At 58.7% G+C, this 18030-nt stretch carries 9 protein-coding genes, 1 rRNA gene and 2 pseudogenes; 4 read left to right on the top strand and 8 right to left on the bottom strand.

Translation table 11 applies throughout. From position 1 onward, the window contains the following. Together rrf and BHC62_RS22610 are read left to right on the top strand one after the other, a co-directional pair. Positions 1–98, top strand: a 5S ribosomal RNA gene (gene rrf / locus BHC62_RS22615); the annotation flags it as partial. Positions 99–359: 261 nt separating this feature from the next. Beyond that, a complete protein-coding gene (locus BHC62_RS22610; protein ID WP_070996221.1) occupies positions 360–2240 on the top strand; it encodes a methyl-accepting chemotaxis protein in 1881 nt (626 codons plus the stop codon). Between the two features lie 50 nt (positions 2241–2290). Here BHC62_RS22610 and BHC62_RS22605 read toward each other — a convergent pair whose 3' ends face one another. From BHC62_RS22605 to BHC62_RS22585, 6 genes and pseudogenes are all read right to left on the bottom strand, one after another. Further along, the gene (locus BHC62_RS22605; protein WP_070996220.1) at positions 2291–2752 is read right to left on the bottom strand and encodes an SRPBCC family protein; all 462 of its coding nucleotides are present in this window, start codon (positions 2750–2752) and stop codon (positions 2291–2293) included. Between the two features lie 22 nt (positions 2753–2774). Beyond that, positions 2775–4139 (bottom strand): annotated as a pseudogene (locus tag BHC62_RS29395) (thioester reductase domain-containing protein); the annotation flags it as partial. 327 nt (positions 4140–4466) lie between these two features. Then, positions 4467–5678: pseudogene (locus BHC62_RS29390) on the bottom strand (amino acid adenylation domain-containing protein); the annotation flags it as partial. 482 nt (positions 5679–6160) lie between these two features. Further along, positions 6161–7105, bottom strand: coding sequence for a diiron oxygenase (locus BHC62_RS22595; protein WP_070996218.1), 945 nt, complete (start codon positions 7103–7105; stop codon positions 6161–6163). Then, positions 7102–7872 carry a DUF3050 domain-containing protein gene (locus BHC62_RS22590; RefSeq protein ID WP_070996217.1) on the bottom strand — a complete coding sequence of 257 codons (771 nt, stop codon included), beginning with the start codon at positions 7870–7872 and terminating at the stop codon, positions 7102–7104. The genes BHC62_RS22595 and BHC62_RS22590 overlap by 4 nt, the downstream gene beginning before the upstream one ends. Before the next feature lie 541 nt (positions 7873–8413). Further along, the gene (locus BHC62_RS22585) at positions 8414–9121 is read right to left on the bottom strand and encodes a GntR family transcriptional regulator (protein WP_029300699.1); all 708 of its coding nucleotides are present in this window, start codon (positions 9119–9121) and stop codon (positions 8414–8416) included. Positions 9122–9398: 277 nt separating this feature from the next. Between BHC62_RS22585 and lapG the strand changes: the two genes are divergently transcribed. Further along, positions 9399–10091 carry a cysteine protease LapG gene (lapG, locus tag BHC62_RS22580; protein ID WP_029300701.1) on the top strand — a complete coding sequence of 231 codons (693 nt, stop codon included), beginning with the start codon at positions 9399–9401 and terminating at the stop codon, positions 10089–10091. 14 nt (positions 10092–10105) lie between these two features. Next, positions 10106–12052, top strand: coding sequence for a cyclic di-GMP receptor LapD (gene lapD, locus BHC62_RS22575; protein ID WP_029300704.1), 1947 nt, complete (start codon positions 10106–10108; stop codon positions 12050–12052). Positions 12053–12066: 14 nt separating this feature from the next. Here lapD and BHC62_RS22570 read toward each other — a convergent pair whose 3' ends face one another. Both BHC62_RS22570 and BHC62_RS29100 read right to left on the bottom strand, forming a co-directional pair. Beyond that, positions 12067–12405: a hypothetical protein gene (locus BHC62_RS22570; RefSeq protein ID WP_029300706.1), complete on the bottom strand. Its 339-nt coding sequence runs from the start codon at positions 12403–12405 to the stop codon at positions 12067–12069. Between the two features lie 161 nt (positions 12406–12566). Beyond that, positions 12567–18030 (bottom strand): immunoglobulin-like domain-containing protein (locus BHC62_RS29100; RefSeq protein WP_070996216.1); only part of this gene is annotated, 5464 nt, incomplete at its 5' end.

The following is an 18030-nucleotide window of genomic DNA, read 5'->3' as shown; positions in this document are numbered from 1 at the left end:
TTGGAACCACCTGATCCCATCCCGAACTCAGCAGTGAAACGATGCATCGCCGATGGTAGTGTGGGGTTTCCCCATGTGAGAGTAGGTCATCGTCAAGATCAAATTCCGAAGCCCCCGTCTGCTAACGCAGGCGGGGGTTTTGTCGTTTTAGGGCTGAGCGCCCTATCCAGACCGCCTGTCGGTTTCCTACTTAAAAAGAAGATCTATCCCACAAATTCCTAAGATTTATCCAGTCTTGGCCGAAAGCCTGATGAGCCATGCGTGCACCGAAATAGAGCGGTCGTAGAGTTCGCCTATACCGTACATGGAATGTTGCATTCGGCACGCTCACCCCCTTTTGGCAAAAAGAAGTCGATGAAATGAATCTCAAGTTCAGTCATAAAATTCTGTTGGCAGCGTCAGGCGTCGTGGTTCTGGCCTTCGCGCTGTTCACGTTGTACAACGACTACCTGCAGCGCAATACCATCAGGCAAAACCTGGAATCATCCATCCAGCAGTCGGGTGACCTGACCGCCAGCAGCGTGCAGAACTGGCTCGGTGGTCGGGTGCTAGTCCTGGAAAATCTTGCGCAGAACGTTGCTCACCAAGGTAGCAATGCCGACCTTCCTGGCTTGGTTGATCAACCGGCACTCACCTCGAACTTCCAGTTCACGTATGTCGGTTCAACCAACGGCGTCTTCACCCAGCGCCCTGACGCGAAAATGCCAGATGGCTACGATCCACGTCAGCGCCCCTGGTACAAGCAAGCGGTCATGGCTGACAAACCCATGCTGACGCCGCCTTATATGGCCGCTGTCGGTGGCTTGATCGTCACCATCGCGATGCCGGTCAAGAAGAATGGTGAGCTGCTTGGTGTCGTAGGGGGGGATTTGAGCCTGCAAACCCTGGTGAAGATCATCAACTCGGTCGACTTCGGCGGTATTGGTCATGCATTCCTGGTTAGTGGCGACGGGCAGGTGATCGTCAGCCCTGACCAGGAACAGGTGATGAAAAACCTCAAGGACATCTACCCAGGCAGCAGCGTCCGTATTGAGAAGGTTAACCAGGATGTGATCCTCAATGGTCAGGACCGTATCCTGTCCTTCACCCCGATCAGCGGCTTGCCGGGCGTAGATTGGTACATAGGCCTGTCGATCGACAAAGACAAAGCCTACGCCCCGTTGAGCAAGTTCCGCACCTCCGCCTTGATCGCGATGTTCATTGCCGTCACCGCGATTGCGGTATTGCTGAGCCTGTTGATTCAGGTACTGATGCGCCCACTGACAACCATGGGCCGTGCGATGCAAGACATTGCCCAGGGCGAGGGCGACCTGACTCGTCGCCTGGTCGTAGAAAGCAAGGACGAGTTCGGCGAGCTGGGTGGCGCCTTCAACCAGTTTGTCGAGCGTATCCACGCCTCGATCAGCGAAGTGTCTTCCGCGACAAGGCATGTGCACGATCTGTCCCAGCGCGTGATGGCATCGTCCAACGCCTCGATTATCGGCTCCGACGAGCAGAGCGCCCGCACCAACAGCGTTGCCGCTGCGATTAACGAACTGGGTGCCGCCACTCAGGAAATCGCCCGTAACGCCGCTGACGCCTCGCAACATGCCAGCGGCGCCAGCGAGCAAGCCGATGACGGTCGCCAGGTCGTAGAGAAAACCATCCTGGCGATGTCCGAGTTGTCGCAGAAGATCAGCCTGTCCTGTACGCAGATTGAAACCCTGAATGCCAGCACCGACAACATCGGGCATATTCTCGATGTGATCAAAGGCATCTCGCAGCAAACCAACCTGCTGGCGCTCAACGCTGCCATTGAAGCTGCCCGTGCCGGTGAAGCCGGCCGTGGGTTTGCCGTGGTGGCCGACGAAGTACGCAACCTGGCTCACCGTACCCAGGAGTCGGCGGAGGAGATCCACAAGATGATCACCTCATTGCAGATCGGCTCTCGCGAAGCGGTCACCACGATGAACGCCAGCCAGGTCTCCAGTGAAGAAAGCGTCGAGGTCGCCAACCAGGCGGGTGAACGCTTGATCAGTGTGACTCAGCGGATCGTCGAGATCGATGGCATGAACCAGTCGGTGGCGGCAGCCACTGAGGAACAGACCGCCGTGGTGGAGACGCTCAATGTCGATATCAACCAGATCAACCTGCTTAACCAGCAAGGCGTGGCCAACCTCAACGAGACCTTGAAAGACTGCGACGCGCTGTCACAACAAGCCAATCGCTTGAAGCAGTTGGTCGACAGTTTCAAGATCTGATCACCTCACGATAAACATGGCGTAGTGCAGCAGTGCACTGCGCCATTTTTTTAACCAAGCAAATGGCAAACGTTATTCAGTGCGCGGTCGGCGAAATCCTGGATGAACTGTTCGAAGCCCTCGTTATCACCGGCAGTGACAGGCTCGGCGATAATGGTCCAGGTCGCCCGAGCCAGGTTCTCCCCTAGCGACTCAACACTCATTGCCGCCCACAGTCGGGCCACGCCCAAGGTGTTATAGATTGTCGTCCAGGTCATATGCATCGCCAGCTCATCGCGGCTATTGAGCTGTTCCACGGCGATATTGCCATCGTGGAAGTATTTCTTGCGTAGCGATCCCACGCCGCTGCCCGTCATCGTGATGCGTGCCAGGGCAGGAATGAACGCGTCAAAACCCTCAAAGCGCCCCACAACCTTCCACAGCTTGGAAGCATTGCAGGCAATCACCACAGATGACACCAGAGGCTTGCCCTGGGGGTTTTTAATCAACGTATCGGGTTGCAGCTGTCTCATAAGTTTTTCCTGATGGCGAGGCTCACAGAAAGCCAATGGCATTGAGGTACTGGCACCCTCTGCGTAACAGCGCAGGTTCTTTTTCGGGGTACTGCGCGCCCATCTGTTCAACACCATGGCGTGCGTTCTCATGGCGGATCATGGAGATGTCGCCCGTGTCTTCTCCCAGCCCATTGAGGTAGAACCCCAGTACACCGAAAAGGGCATTCTCGCGATCCACTTCGCGCAGATGGTGTTGCCAATCCGCTACGCTCACCAACTCGAACGCATGCCCTGCCTGGCGAAACGACTCGACATAGGTTTCCCACTTCAAGGGTTGCGGGTTGTGCAGGTTGAAGACGCTGCGCTGGGCAACATAATTGCCGCTGTGGAAGGCGATGAAACGTGCCAGGAAATCCACCGGCATCAGGTCGAAGTTCAATCCCAGGCGCGGCACCCGGCCCAACTGCAGCGATCCCTTGAGCATCAGCAACAGGCGGTTCTTGTGGGGTTGGCAGACGCCATTGCGGCTATTGAAACTGATGTTCCCGGGGCGGTAGATATTGACCCAGGCACCTTGTACGGCGGCACGCCCCAACAGACGTTCAGCGACCCATTTGGACAGGTTGTAGCCGTTCTTGATGTAGAGCGGTGGCGTACTTGCCGCAGGCGCTTCAAGCACCTGCCCATCGGCCCCGACGCTGCTTGACGCAGATAACGTGGACACGAAGTTGAGCACTTTCTTACAGTGGGTTTCGCACAGGCGCAGGCATTCAAGCACCGGTTCCACGTTGTCCTTGGCCAGTGACGCGTAGTCCATGACGTGATTGAGGTGGGCAGCGCTGTGTACCAGCACCCCGTAATGGCGGGCGAGGTACTCATAGACCGGCGCCTCTAGCCCCATGCGCGGTTGGCGCAGGTCGGTGGTGTATACACGCACCCGGCTCAGGTCCAGGTGTTCCAGGCGGTACTCACGCAAGGCTTCGGCAAAGCGTGCAGTTGCCGATTGCCCTGGGTGTTCCCGCACCAGGCAGGCGACTTCGGTCGCTCCGGCCATCAGCAAGGCCTCGACGATATGTATACCCAGGAAACTATTGGCGCCGGTCACGATAGCCTTGTGACGATCACCGGCACGCTCTGCTGGTAACAGCGCCAGATCCAGCGTGCGCAGCGCATCGCTGATCGCCCGTTCGGTGGGAGCGGCACCTGGTGCACTGTCACCCATCAGCGCCGCGAGCGTCTGCACCGTGGGCGCCTCGATAAACCGATTGAGAGGCAGGCTGCGCCCGTACAACTCACGAATGCGCAGGAGCATGGTTGATAGCAGGATGGAGTGGCCGCCGAGATGAAAAAAACTGTCGTCAGTCGATATCTCGTCGGCCGGTAATCTCAGCAGCTCACTCCACAGGTCCAGCAATTGCCCTTCCACCGGTGTTTGGGGGCGGCGCTGAGGAGGCTGCGAGACAGTTTGAACCGCCAGCGCCAGCAAGGCCTGGCGATCGACCTTGCCATTGCTGCCATAAGGCAGGCTCGGCAACTCTGTACACACGGTTGGCTGCATATAGTCCGGCAGCCGTTGCCCGGCATGTTGTTTTAACGCGGCCAGGGCCGTACCTGAGTCACTGCCATCTGCGTGCGCCACGAACGCGAGGATTCGTCGATCACGGTCAATCACCACCGCAACCTGGCGAAAAAGCTGGCTGGCACGCAAGCACTGCTCAATCTCCTGGGGCTCGACCCGAAAACCACGGATCTTCACCTGCAGGTCCCGGCGCCCGACCAGTTCGATGCCCTTTGCCGTCCATTTCGCCATGTCGCCCGTGCGGTAGGCGCGCAAGGCCTGGCCGCCAGGCAGCACAAGGCGCACAAAGCACTCGGCGGTCTGTTGTGGCTGGTTCACGTAACCAAGGCTCACCCCGGGGCCGACAATGTACAGTTCGCCCACCACCTGATCTTCGACTGGCCGACGCTGCTCGTCGAGGATCAGCACCTGGCTGTTGGCGATGGGCGTGCCGAGGTTCAGATTGCTGTCATCAGCCTGCATTCGACGGCGACTGACCAGCACCGTCGCCTCTGTAGGGCCATACAGGTTATGCAGGACGCATTGCCCGGCCATCTGCGCGATGACATGGGGCTCGCAGATGTCACCGCCGGTCAGCAGGTGCTCCAGGCCCAGCGGGCGATCCAGTGGCAGCACGCTCAACAGGGCTGGCGGCAGGAAGGCGTGTGACACGCGTTGTTGCTGGATCAACTCAACCAATTGGTGAGGGTCGCGACGCTGTTCTTCACTGGGCACGATCAGGGTCGCGCCTTGGCATAGGGCCGCAAACAGGTCCACCAGTGACGAGTCAAAGCTCAGGGACGAAAACTGCAGGACGCGACTGTGCTCAGTGAGCTCAACATACTGGCTGTACCACGCAGAGAAATGGGCCAGGTTCTGCTGGCTGAGCAAAACCCCCTTGGGTTGGCCGCTGGTGCCCGAGGTGTAAAGCACCATGCTGGCGCTATCAGCCGTGGGAGAGGTAAGTGCCAAGGGCGCGCTGTCGTCCATGTGCTGGCTTTCGATGCGGCTGACATCCACAGCCATGAAATGCCTGCGCAAGGGATGCTGGCCATCATCGAGTAGCACGACGGCCCCGGCATTCTCCAGCATGGCTTGTTGACGCGGCAGCGGGTGGCCCGGTTCCAGCGGCAGATACACCGCGCCGCAACCGAGGGTCGCCAGAATGCTGGCGTACAACCCAGCCGACTTGTCCAGGCAAATGCCGACCACGGGCGCCTGCCCAGGCCCGAGCAGCGGCTGCAAAACCTGCTGGATGGCCAGGCTGTGTCGCAACAATTGGCGATAACTCAGGGTGAGGCCGGCGATCTCCAGGGCCGGCCTGTCGGCAAAGGTCCGTAAGCCATGCTCCAGTTGCTTGATCAGTGGTGTCCGGGCTTTTTGCATCAGCCCCGGATCATCGGTTCGGTTAAAACGATGCAGGTAGGCCAGCCCGTCCAGACCTTCGAGGCTTTGCTCTGGAAACGTGGAAGCGCTCGCACGCTGCGCAAAGTGCCCAGGGTTGCGCGAAAAGCCGCTGACCTGCAGCGCGACCCACTCGATTAGGCGTGCGATCGCCTGGCGTCGCAACTGTTGGCCGTTGCCGCAGGAGGGCGGAGCAATGTCCAGCACGGCCAGTAATTGCTGGAGGCGGTCATAGCAACGTATTTGCAGGACCGGCAGCCCCCACTCACTCATGGCGCCGATGGACAGGCGCAGGCTCATCACGGCCATGCCGGCCAAGGCCTGCGGGACTGGCTGGCTGCCGTCTTCAATCAGCAGGTCAATCGCCGGCGCCTGTGCGGCGAGTTCATGGCCATAGGGTGCCAGCGCCTGCCTCAGCTCATCCAAGGCCGCACTGGTGCCGAGCAACCGAATCCCGAGGCGTCTCATGATGGGCTCCCGGGTACGGGCAGATAGGCGCTTAGCGCTTGGGCGACACAAGGTGTTTGCAGCAGCCCGCTGCGGCGCAGCAAACCCATGATGTTGCTGATCAGCGGGTGCTGAGGCGTGATGGGAAAGGTCAGGGCACTTACCTGCGCCTGCAGGACTTGACGGGCATCGGCGCTGATATCCAGATGCTCGATCAAGAGCAGATCGAAGTCCCTTTGCAGGTCATTGGTCAAATAGTGTTGCAGGAACACCGGCAGGACCTGGGCGATACCGTAGCGGTCTTCATCGCTCGCCGTTTGCCAGTAGTGCCTGACCAGGCTGGCCCAGAAGATGGCATGGCGACCCTCGTCAGCCAGGTGGTCGGCCATCAACCCCCTGACCGATTGTTTGACGCTGTCATCCTTGGCAAACGCCGCCACGTCATGGGTCACCGTATTCTCGGCAATCGCCACGCAAATCAGTTCTACGGCATCGTGTAGATGTGTCGGCGCCTGTGCCTGTGCGATGGGTATGGCGCGGCTCAATTCGATGGCCGCGGGCAGCTCCAGTGGCGCGATACCGGTTTGCTCCAGGGTTTGCTGCATGAAGTCCAGGGCGACGAGCGCGTGGTAGTCCTCATCGACCACCACCGTCATGGCGTCGTAGCGGCAGGCCGCAGGGAAGGGGATTGAAAAGCGGTTCTTGGCGATGTTGCGTGCGGTTTTATCGACAATCTCTGTTTCAAAGATCACCACGTCATTGATGAATTTGTAGAACGTCTGCACCAGGACAAAGTCGCGCCACTGTGGGCAGTGCTCAACAAACCCCGCACTGAGCACCAACGGTTGGCGACACAGCGGATAGATAAACTTGTCGTCTTCTTCCAGTACGCGTCGCGGGCGAGTACGGACGGTCGCCTGATGCTCCCAGTCGCTGGCAAACGGGCGGTAGTGTGCGTTCACAGGCTCACCTCCTGGCTTGCTGCGTGTTGGCGCAGGCCGTCCCACAAGGCAATGCGATGCTCCACGGCGCTCAGAGCGGCATGCCAGGCCTGTTGTTCGTGCAGCGGGTCTGCCTGGACCAGGCGCCGCAGCAGTTGCTCTGCAGCCGGCTGATGATCCTGGGCGTCCAGCTCGATATGCCGCTGGAGGTAGTAGCACAAGCTGGGGGCTTGCCGATGGGCGATATTGCAGCCTTCCAGAAGGCGTTTGAACATCGTCGGGATGACACTTTCGCGGCCATGCAGGAAGGTAGCGGCTACACAATGGGTCGGGGCGTTCAAGGCAACGTCCAGGGTGTTCCGGACGAAACGTTCAACCGCAGGATCAATCGTGATCTGTGCCAGGGCGCTATCGACGCTTGCACCCGCGCGCTGCAACGCGATGAAGCGTTCGATGGTGGCGGTACTGGCGCCTACCTCGCGCATGGCCTCCAGATACAGTTCGAAGTGACTGGCGTACCCGTCGCCCAGCTGGCGGTCGGATTCCTCATCCAGCACAATTTCGTTGATCAGTCGCGCGGCCTGCGGGTCTGTTGGGGGCAGCCAGGGCAGGCGCATGCAGGTCAGTTCCTGTTGCAGGCGTTTGGTCAGCGTCATGAAATCCCAGACGGCGAAAACATGGTTTTGCATGAAATGTTGCAGCTGTGCGAAAGAATTGATTTCCAGGAAAATGGGATGTTCTTGTAGTTGCAGCTTTTTATGATTGAGTAGTTCTTGAAGTTGAAACATGGTTAATGCCTATAAGTCGTTATGCCGACTCAGATTAAAAGGGTTGTTTAGAACCAAGTGTGTTGGGGTTGGTTTTAGTCGCGCAGTCACGGAGATGTCCCGGCTGGCTTGGATGCCCGGCAAGCAACAAATAGTGACAAAGCTACTTAGTCTTATTGGGTTGAACGCCGTCCACAGCCATGCCCAAACCCATGGCTGCGCATTCGACTGCAGCGCCAAGTCCAATTAAAGAGTAATCACTTGGTTAAGTGTTCAAATACTTACTAAGTTATATAAGGTTTTTTTGCAGGAAGGGGTGTTTCGTAGTCGAACTTTATATTCGATGTGGGAACTTTCCTTGTTGTTTGCAAGTTTAAATTATTGAGCTGAATGACTGGCACGTATTCCGCTATTGCATTTGCAATGCCGGAAGTGTCATGGCGGTCAATATCGAGTTTGTTACCGCAACGGTCCAAAGAGCGACAGCAGCAGAGGCCGGCTTTGGACGTGTGCGGCGCCTGGCGATCCAGGTCGCGCACTGGGCGGCCAAAGTCGGGAGCAATCAGCGCTGCTCTTTATCGCCCTGTTCAAGGCTGTTCAGGTAGTGAGTGATCACTTCCATCCCGCGCATCAGGTGATTACGCAGGGTAAGCACGCTCTGCTCGACCTTTTTCTGGGCAACCAGGTTCAGCAGTTCACGGTGGTCTTCCTGGGAGGTTTCGCCCAGGCCCATGGCTTCAAGGTTGAACCGCAGGAAGCGTTCCTCCTCGTTCAGCCCATGCTCCACCAGGTTCAATAGCCGCTGGTTGGGGGCCTTGCCATACAGCGCCATATGGAACAGGCGGTTAAGCCGGCCGATTTCGCTGTAGTCGGTTTCGCGCTCAAGGGCGTCGATCAAGGCGTCGGCCTGCTCGATATCGCTTTGCCTGAGCAACGGGATCGATAAGCGCAGCGCCTCCGATTCCAGGAGAATACGCAGGGCGTAAGTCTCCGCCGAGTTATCTTCAATCAGCGGGGCGACCACGGCACCTTTATGGGTCACAACATGCAACAGCGACTGTGCCTCCAGTTGGCGCAGGGCTTCGCGCACCGGCATCCGGCTGACCCCGAACAGGCTGGCCAGCTCTTGCTGGCGCATGGCGGTGCCGCAGGGCAGACGGCCATCCAGTATGGCGTTGCGCAGTGTTTCTTCAATAACGGAGCGAGCGAGGTGAGCAGGAATGGGCCCACTGATCTTGATGCTGCTCAAAGGGTTCGGCTTGTGCGTCACGACTACGCTATCCTCCTTTCTTGTTGGAATGGGTTTTGGCTAATTGGATCCAAAGAACACTAGAGATTGCATGCAAGCTTGTCAAACAGGCAAGGTTTCCCTTTGTAAGCGACTCAACAGAGCGGTTTTTCATCGCACATTATGGCTTGCCGGCGTCTTACAAGGCGCGGTTGCTTTAGCGTAATGGGGACTGAGTGATTGCACAGTGCCATTGTTTTTTGCCGACCGACCCTTCACCATCGATTGATTCTGCGTCTCTTTCTACGGACTGAAACCATTGGCGGCACGTTTTACTCCCTCGCGGTTTCTGTGCTGGCTGTTTTCAGCGCTGCTGCTGGCTGGCTTATTGCCTGGCGGGCTGCATGCCGATTGGGATTTCTCCCAGATCAGCCGGCGCGCCACCGCGCTCTACGGGCCGTTGGGTGCGGGTCAGCAGCGTATTGATGACTGGCAGCAACTGCTGGCCACGCAAAAACAAGGCAGCGAGGCGGAGCAGCTCAAGGTGGTCAACCTGTTCTTCAACAAGCGCGTGCGCTATGTCGAAGATATCGACTTGTGGAACCAGGTCGATTATTGGGAAACGCCCATCGAAGCCCTGTGGAAAGGCGCCGGTGATTGTGAAGACTATGCCATCGCCAAGTATTTCAGCCTGCGTCACCTGGGCGTCTCCAGCGACAAATTGCGCATTACCTACGTCAAGGCATTGCGGCAGAATCGCGCCCATATGGTCTTGACCTATTATTCGACGCCAGAGGCAATGCCCCTGGTACTCGACAGCCTGATCGATGAAATCCAGCCTGCCAGCCAACGGACCGACTTGCTGCCGGTCTACTCCTTCAACGCCGAGGGCTTGTACCTGCCGGGCGCCAAGGGCAACAAAAAGGTCGGCGACACCAAACGCCTGTCGCGCTGGCAGGATGTGTTGAAAAAAATGCGTGCGGAAGGCTTCCCAGCCGAGCCGGCCAACTAGGAGTAACTGTTCAGATGTCACTGTTCAAACAGCTGTTGATCGCTATCTGTCTGTTCCTGGTGGTCGCCTTCAGCGGCAGCTTCATGGTCAGCCTGGAAAGCTCGCGTACCCAGTACGTGAACCAACTGCGCTCCCACGCGCAGGACGCGGCGACCGCCCTGGCGCTGTCCCTGACACCCAATATCGACGACCCGGCGATGGTCGAGCTGCTGGTCAGCTCGATTTTCGATAGTGGTTATTACGCCAGCATCCGGGTGATCGATGTGACCAACGACCAGGTCATCGTCGAACGCAGTGGCATCCCCGACAACAACGGCGTGCCCAACTGGTTCGTCAAGCTGATCGGCCTGGAACCGGCCGGTGGTGACGCCCTGGTCAGCCGTGGCTGGGAGCAGGCGGCGCGGGTCGAGGTGGTCAGCCATCCGATGTTCGCCCTGGCCAAGCTGTGGCAGAGCGCCCTGGGCAGCCTCGGCTGGTTATTGCTGTGCGGCGCGGTGAGTGCGGTGCTGGGCGCGCTGTTGCTGCGCCGGCAACTCAAGCCTTTGGACTACATGGTCAAACAGTCCCACGCCATTGCCCGCCGCGAATTCCTGAGCCTGCCGGATCTGCCGCGCACCCCGGAACTGCGCCGCGTGGTGCAGGCGATGAACCAGATGGTGGAAAAGCTCAAGGCCCTGTTCCAGGAACAGGCCGAGCGTAGCGAAAAACTGCGGGTGGAGTCCTATCAAGACAACCTCACCGGCCTGGCCAACCGCCGTTACTTCGAGATGCAACTCAATGCGCGGGTCAGCAACCCCGAAGAAACCAGCTCAGGCTACCTGCTGGTGTTGCGGGTCAAGGACCTGGCCGGCCTCAACCAGCGCCTCGGCGGCCAACGCACCGACCAACTGCTGCAGGCGGTCGGTGAACAGTTGCTGCGCCAGTGCGAGCCGTATCCGGAAACCCACAACCTGGTCACCCGTATCCGCGGTGGCGAGTTTGCCGTGCTGGCGCCGGGGCTGATGCGTGAAGAGGCGTTGCAGCTGGCGCAGAACCTGGAAAGCACCCTGCAAAGCCTGCAAGCCACCGGCGCCAGTGACGTTTCGCCGGTTGCCTGTATCGGCCTGGCGCCGTTCAATCATGGTGATTCGCCACAAGCCCTGTTGACCCTGGCCGACCAGGCGCTGGCCCAGGCCGAAACCCAGGGCGATGTCAGTTGGGTGTGCCTGGACCACAGCGCAGCGGCCAGCGTCGGCGACGACCATCATGCCTGGCACACACTGCTGGACCAGGCGCTGACCCAACACCGCTTCGAGTTGTACTTCCAACCGGTGGTGGCCAGCCAGGATCCGCAACTGGTCCTGCATTACAAAGTGCTCTCGCGCTTGGTCGACGGTCATGGCCACACGATCCCGGCCGGCCGTTTCCTGCCTTGGCTTGAGCGGTTTGGCTGGTCGGCGCGCCTGGATCGGGTGATGTTGGAGCTGGTACTCAAACAAATGGCCAGCCACGAGCACTCGCTGGCCCTGAACCTGTCTGCGGCGACCTTGGCAGACCCGCAAGCCCTGAACCGAATCTTCGACCTGCTACGCCAACATGCCAACCTGGGCCCGCGCCTGACCCTGGAAATCGGTGAAGAGCAACTGCCCGAACAGGCGGTGCTGGAGCAGTTGACCCACCGCCTGCGGGAGCTGAACTTTTCCCTCAGCCTGCAACGCTTTGGCGGGCGCTTCAGCATGATCGGCAACCTGGCGCGCCTGGGCCTGGCCTACTTGAAGATCGATGGCAGCTACATCCGCGACATCGACCAGGAAAGCGACAAGCGCCTGTTCATCGAAGCCATCCAGCGCGCAGCCCACAGCATCGACTTGCCGCTGATTGCCGAGCGGGTCGAAACCGAGGGTGAGTTGCAGGTAATTCGCGAGATGGGGATTTTTGGCGTGCAGGGCCAGCTGTTTGGTGAGCCGGCGCCCTGGCGCTGAGGCCGTGGCCGGCCTCAGATCAGGCCGGTCTCATCATCATTGATCAGGTGGCTCAGGCCACCCAGTGATTCCCGGGCGTTGCTGCGGTCCTTGAGCTTGGCTTGCGCGGCGACCGGCAGGTCCGTCAGGTTGATTACGCCTTTCTGGATCAGCACCTGAATCAAGTCTTCCAGCACCCGGATCATCTCCGAGTCACTGTGCTTGAGCTGCTTGAGGCTCAGCTCCGCTTCTTCATTGGCAAACCAGGCCTGGATCTCATGATGATCCGCGGGCAGGGTGCCCGTCGATTCGGCGAAGGCAACCGCTTCGGCGCGAATCAGCTCACCCTGTGCATCACGTTGCACGTAGAACATTGAACATCCCTCATGAGAAGAACTGACGACAGCCTGTCAGAGCATAGGCCAACGGCGCGCGATTGGGCGTGAGTATGCCGTGCAATCGCGACCCCATGCCAGCGAACGGTGGCCGCAAATGAATCGGCCGCCTCAAGAGGCGGCCGGTTCAGTGGTTCAGCTTAGGTGTGATCGACCTTGATGGTCGGGTCAGCACCACTGATCAACGAATTGATCGTCTGGCCGGACCAGTTGTTACCTTCCAGCTTGATCGTCACATCCGCATTAGCCAGGCCGCCAGCGGCGTTGAGCTTGCCTTCGGAGCTGATCTGCAGCGTTGTCACGTTATCCACCGTGGTCAACTTCAGGAAGTTGTCGATGGTGCCGTCGGTTTCACCCTTGAGCAGGTCACGCAGGTCAATGCGGTCGCCTTCCAGTGCCTTGAAGTCCTTGATCACATCGTTGCCGACGTCACCGGATCTCCAGACGAAGGTATCGGCACCGGTGCCGCCGATCAGGATGTCATTGCCCTGGCCGCCGATCAGCGTGTCGTTGCCGGTACCGCCCAACAGGATGTCGTTGCCCTTGCCACCGTCCAGGTAGTCGTTGCCGCCCTGGCCGAACAGGATGTCATCACCCGAGCCACCCAGCAGGGTGTCATTGCCGTCCTTGGCACCAGAGGTGTTGAACTCGTTGTAGTGCTCGGTGATGTACTTATGCACATCCTGGCCGGTGACTGCAGACACCGCCACGCCGTTTTTCCCTGCCACGTAGGACTGGATGGCGTTGTAGCCTTCGCCGGTAACACCCGTGAAGCTCACCAGGTCGCCGAACAGGATGTCGTTGCCGTCACCGCCATCGACACGGTCGGCACCCGGCAGGGTAGCCTCGCTGTGACCGAGGATGGCGTTGGCCAGGTCCTTCGGATCGATGTTGCTTTGTGGCTTGTTGTCGCTGTCGTACGGTGCCAACTGCTCCAGGCCGACCCCGCTTTTAAGACCGATGGCTTCTACGCCACCCGTTGACAGGCCTTTGAGCAATGCGAACGCGTTCTGGGAGTTGGTAGCGGTGGCTGTATCGGTGTAGTTACCATAACCGTCAAGAACCGATATCTCATAGGTGCCATCCCCTTGGGCGTGGATGATGCCCTTGTTGTAGGCCCAGCCGTAGGAAAAGAGGGTCACCTTACCGGCAGAGTTGATATCGAGGTAGTTATTCGAATCGATATTGATCCGAGTGGCGGTACCTATGGTGTAGTTGTTCATGTTAACGACGTCATCGAGCTTGACGTTGCCGTACAAGGTCGGGTTGGTCTGCTCGGAACGCTGGTAGAACGTCGGCTCACCATCGGTGATGAAGTACGTGGTGTTGATTGCATCCTTGTTGCCAGTCGCCTGGGCACTTTGGAAGAAGTTGGATGCAGCCTTGAACACGTCTTCGTAGTTGGTGCCGCCGGTCGACACCATCTTATCCAGGACTTTCTGCAACGCCTCCAGTGCACCTGGGTCTTTCAGGTTGACTGTAACCGTGCGATTGACCTGGTCACTGAAATCCGCGAGGAAGATGTTCACGACCCCGGAGGTGCTGGAGCCGATACTGTTTTTCAGTGAGTTGAACACGGTGTTCAGCGAGGCTTTCGCCGCCGCCACCGAGTCCGAACCCATACTGCCCGACGTATCGATCATGAACGCAATGTTGTAGTTCTTGCCCTGAACTACGTTCAGGCCCGAAACGTCCGCCACGATGATGTCGTTGCCACTGGTACCGGTGACGTTGTCATCGCCCGAAGTCGCCGTGCTCCCGCTATAGGTTGCCGGGTACACCTTGACCGGCAGATTGGCCACGGTTGTGGCCGAGCCGCCGAGGCTTTCGGTGGAGGTCGACGTCACGGTCAGGTTGTACTGGCCGCTGGTGTAAGGCAGTGGCTTGAGGCTCAGGTTGTTGAGGTTCCAACCGGTGACGTCCACTTCGGTATGGCCCTGGGTCGCCGTGAAGGTATGCCCGGCACCGTCGCTGAGCACTGCGCCCACCGGGATGCTGCCAATCTTCACGCTCAGGGTTTCCGAACCATCGGTATCGGTCAGGCCGGTGGTGACTTTGGTCAGTTTGACCGTGCCGTTTTCCAGCCCTTCGTTGAGCTTGTAAGCGTCGTAGTAACCCTGGCCGTTTGTGCCGTGCAGATCCGACACTTGCGCGCCGGCGCTGATCAGGTCGTTGATGCCGGTGTAGATCGGCATCGTGGTGTTGCTCAGGTTGGTCGCGGTGCCACCGTTGACCGACAGCTTGAGATCAAAGCTGCCCGGACCTGATTGGTTGGCATGGTAGATATCAATGCTGTAGTAGCCGTTGCTGGTTGGGGTGAACGTACCGTTGAACTGGCCGGAGTTCGAGCCCCAGGTACCGCTAGCCACATCTTTGCCGCCTATATTGACCAGGATGCTGTCATCGCCGTAGCCGCTGAAGGTGTACGACTTGCCGGCTTCCAGGTAGATCAGGCCGGAGGTCTTCGAGCCTGCACCGCCAGGCACATCTGCAGTAGGTAGGACGGTGGTCGAAACCGTCGTGCTGGTTGGCGTGCCGGCGTTGTCGATGGCATTTTTCAACACGGTCGCCGAGGCACCATTGCCGTTGGTGCCCAGGTTCGCAATGCTGTTCCAGCTCTGCTTGGTCAGGCCGACCGAGGCGATGTTGTTATCGGCAACGCTCAAGGTCGGCGCGTCTGCAACCGGAGTGATGTCGACTTTTACAGTGGCGCTGGTGCCCAGGTCCTTGCCATCGGTTGGCTGGAACTTGAACTGTGCATAATCAGCCTGCTTGTTGCCCACACCTGTGCCGCCGTAGCCGTCGGCTCCGGATTCGTTGGCATTTGGCGTGAAGCGCAACTGGCCGCCGTCGATCTGCGCCTTGGTGAAGGTCTGGCCGGCTGTCACGTTGGTCCAGGTAGTGCCATCCGCTGCCAGGAACTGCAGCTTGCCGGCTACTGGCAGCTCGGTGATTTTCACCCCGAGGCTGGCCTGTGGCGAATCCACATCGCTGACCCCAAAGTTGGCCCAGGTCAGCTTCAGCGACGTGTCTTCAGTGCCGGTGACGGCGCCGCCGGTGGCAACCGGTGCGTCGTTGACCGCCACTACGTTGACCGTGGTGGTTGCCACGTTCGAGTAATTGCCGCCGTCGGTCACCGTCACGGTGATGGTCCGTGGCGTGGTGCTCGGGTCGTGGCTGCTGTTGCCGAACGTGATGTTCTTGATCTGCTGCATGTAGTCAGCCAGCGACGCCGTACCGGTCAGGGTCAGGGTGATCTTGCCGGTGACAGGGTCCGTGACCGAGGTCACGTTCATACCGGTGACCTTGCTGTAGTCCAGCGTGTCGCTCGGCTGAGTATTGGTCAGGACTACCGTGGCGCCAGTCAGCTGGGTGCTGTCCGGGTCGGTGATCTTGATGTCGGTATCAGCAATCGACACGCCACTGCCGCCTTCGGTGAACGTAGTCCTGTAGTCGTTGCCAGTGGCGCCACTGGAATTGTTGGCATCCAGGTCGATAACCGGTGGCGCATCGTTATCGATGATCGACGTTTCGATTTTGCCGTTGGTGGTGCTGATAGCCAGGTTCTCGAAGTTACCGCCGGAAGTGCCCGAGATACTGATCTCGAACTTCTCCGTAGGCTCGGTCAGCTTGTCGTCGATGGTCTTGATATCGAACGTCGCGCTGCTTTGGCCGGCCGGAATCTTCACGGTGTACACGCCGTTGAAGTCTGAACCGTCCTGGGCCACGCCTTTGTACGACAGGGTCACCGTGACTTCGGTTTGCGCCGGCTGGGTCAGGTTCAACGTGTAGTGAGCGGTCTGGCCTTCGGTCACCGAGGTATCGCCCGCAATACTGATCACGGTGTTGCTCGTCACGTCCGTCACTTTGGTGATTACTGGCGTGCCGACCGGGATCAGGTTTTCATACTTGTCGCCACCGCTGACCACATTGGTGATCTTGGCGGAAATGTCCTTGGCGCCCAGGTAGAAGTCATTCGGCGCGGTGAAGTTGGCAGTACCGCTGGTCTTGCCATTGCCGATGGTGATGTTCAAGTCGTTGTCCAACTTGATCACCAGGTCCGAACCCACGTTGGTCACGGCCACGCCGTTCTTATCCACGAGGCTGGCGGTGTAGACGATCTGGCCACCTTCGGCGACGTTGGTGGTGGCGGTCAGCACAACCTTCACATCGTCGATGGTGTCGTTGATCTGCGTTGTTGCACCGTCGCCTGCAACCACCAGCTTCTCGAAGTTACCGCCTTCAGTACCGGTGATCTTGACCGTCTGGGTGCTCTTGTCGATGAACACGTCATCGCCTGGAGCATCAACAATCACAGTACCAACGGTTTCGCCGGCCTTGATGGTGATGGTTTGCTTGTTGTCGAGAGTCAGGGTGACGTCAGTGTCAGCCTTGTTGCTCAAGGTAGCGGTGTAGGTGATTTTTCCACCTTCGTTGACGGCGCTTGGCGCGGTCAAGGTGACGGTGGTGGTGTTGTCGGTGCCCGGTGTGTCGGTGACAGTCGTGGTGACCTTGTCAGTGCCCGGAACCAGATTTTCGAAGTGCCCGCCGCCAGTTACTTCCTTGATGCCGGTAGTAACGGTTTGGTCGCCTTTGTACACATCGTCCGGCGCTACAACCGAAACAGTACCGCTCGACTGATTCACGCCAATGGTGATGACCTGGTTGTTATCCAGAGTCACGGTCACTGGGTTGGTGATGTTAGTCACCACGTTTCCAGCCTTGTCGACCAAGGTTGCGGTGTAGACGATCTGGCCGCCTTCACCCACGGTTTTAGTCGCGGTCAGGACTACATCAACCTTGTCGATGGTGTCGTTGATCTGCGTCGTTGCGCCGTCGCCAGCGACTACGAGCTTCTCGAAGTTGCCACCCGCGGTGCCGGTGATCTGGACGGTCTGGGTGCTCTTATCGATGAACACGTCATCGCCTGGAGCATCAACAATCACGGTACCAACGGTTTCACCGGCTTTGATGGTGATGGTTTGCTTGTTGTCGAGTGTCAGGGTGACGTCAGTGTCAGCCTTGTTGCTCAAGGTGGCGGTGTAGGTGATTTTTCCACCTTCACTCACTTCAGTCGGAGCCGTCAGGGTCACAGTGGTGGTGTTATCAGTACCTGGGGTATCCGTCACCACGGTCGTGACTTTATCGGTACCTGGGACCAGATTTTCAAAGTGCTCGCCACCGGTAACTTTTTCGATGCCGGTCGTAACAGTTTGGTCGCCTTTGTACACATCATCTGGAGCCACAGCCGAAACAGTACCGCTCGACTCGTTCACACCGATGGTGATGACCTGTTTGTTATCGAGGGTGATGGTCAGCGGGCCAGTGGTGTTGGTGACTGGCTTGCCGTCTTTATCAACCAAAGTCGCGGTGTAAACGATTTCACCGCCTTCGCCGACAGTTTTAGTCGCGGTCAGAACCACATCGACCTTGTCGATGGTGTCGTTGATCTGCGTCGTTGCGCCGTCGCCAGCGACTACGAGCTTCTCGAAGTTGCCACCCGCGGTGCCGGTGATCTGTACGGTCTGGGTGCTCTTGTCGATGAACACGTCATCGCCAGGGGCATCAACAATCACGGTACCAACGGTTTCGCCGGCCTTGATG

The sequence above is a fragment of the Pseudomonas sp. 06C 126 genome (genome assembly GCF_001855215.1).
Taxonomy (GTDB): Bacteria; Pseudomonadota; Gammaproteobacteria; order Pseudomonadales; family Pseudomonadaceae; genus Aquipseudomonas; species Aquipseudomonas proteolytica.
The sequence above is the reverse complement of the archived record's forward strand: the minus strand, read 5'-3'. Positions and strand labels throughout refer to the sequence as shown.

Coding starts and splice junctions, on each gene's coding strand:
- BHC62_RS22610 (WP_070996221.1), top strand. CDS start 360: ATGAATCTCAAGTTCAGTCATAAAATTCTGTTGGCAGCGTCAGGCGTC.
- BHC62_RS22605 (WP_070996220.1), bottom strand. CDS start 2,752: ATGAGACAGCTGCAACCCGATACGTTGATTAAAAACCCCCAGGGCAAG.
- BHC62_RS22590 (WP_070996217.1), bottom strand. CDS start 7,872: ATGTTTCAACTTCAAGAACTACTCAATCATAAAAAGCTGCAACTACAA.
- lapD (WP_029300704.1), top strand. CDS start 10,106: ATGTCACTGTTCAAACAGCTGTTGATCGCTATCTGTCTGTTCCTGGTG.
- BHC62_RS22570 (WP_029300706.1), bottom strand. CDS start 12,405: ATGTTCTACGTGCAACGTGATGCACAGGGTGAGCTGATTCGCGCCGAA.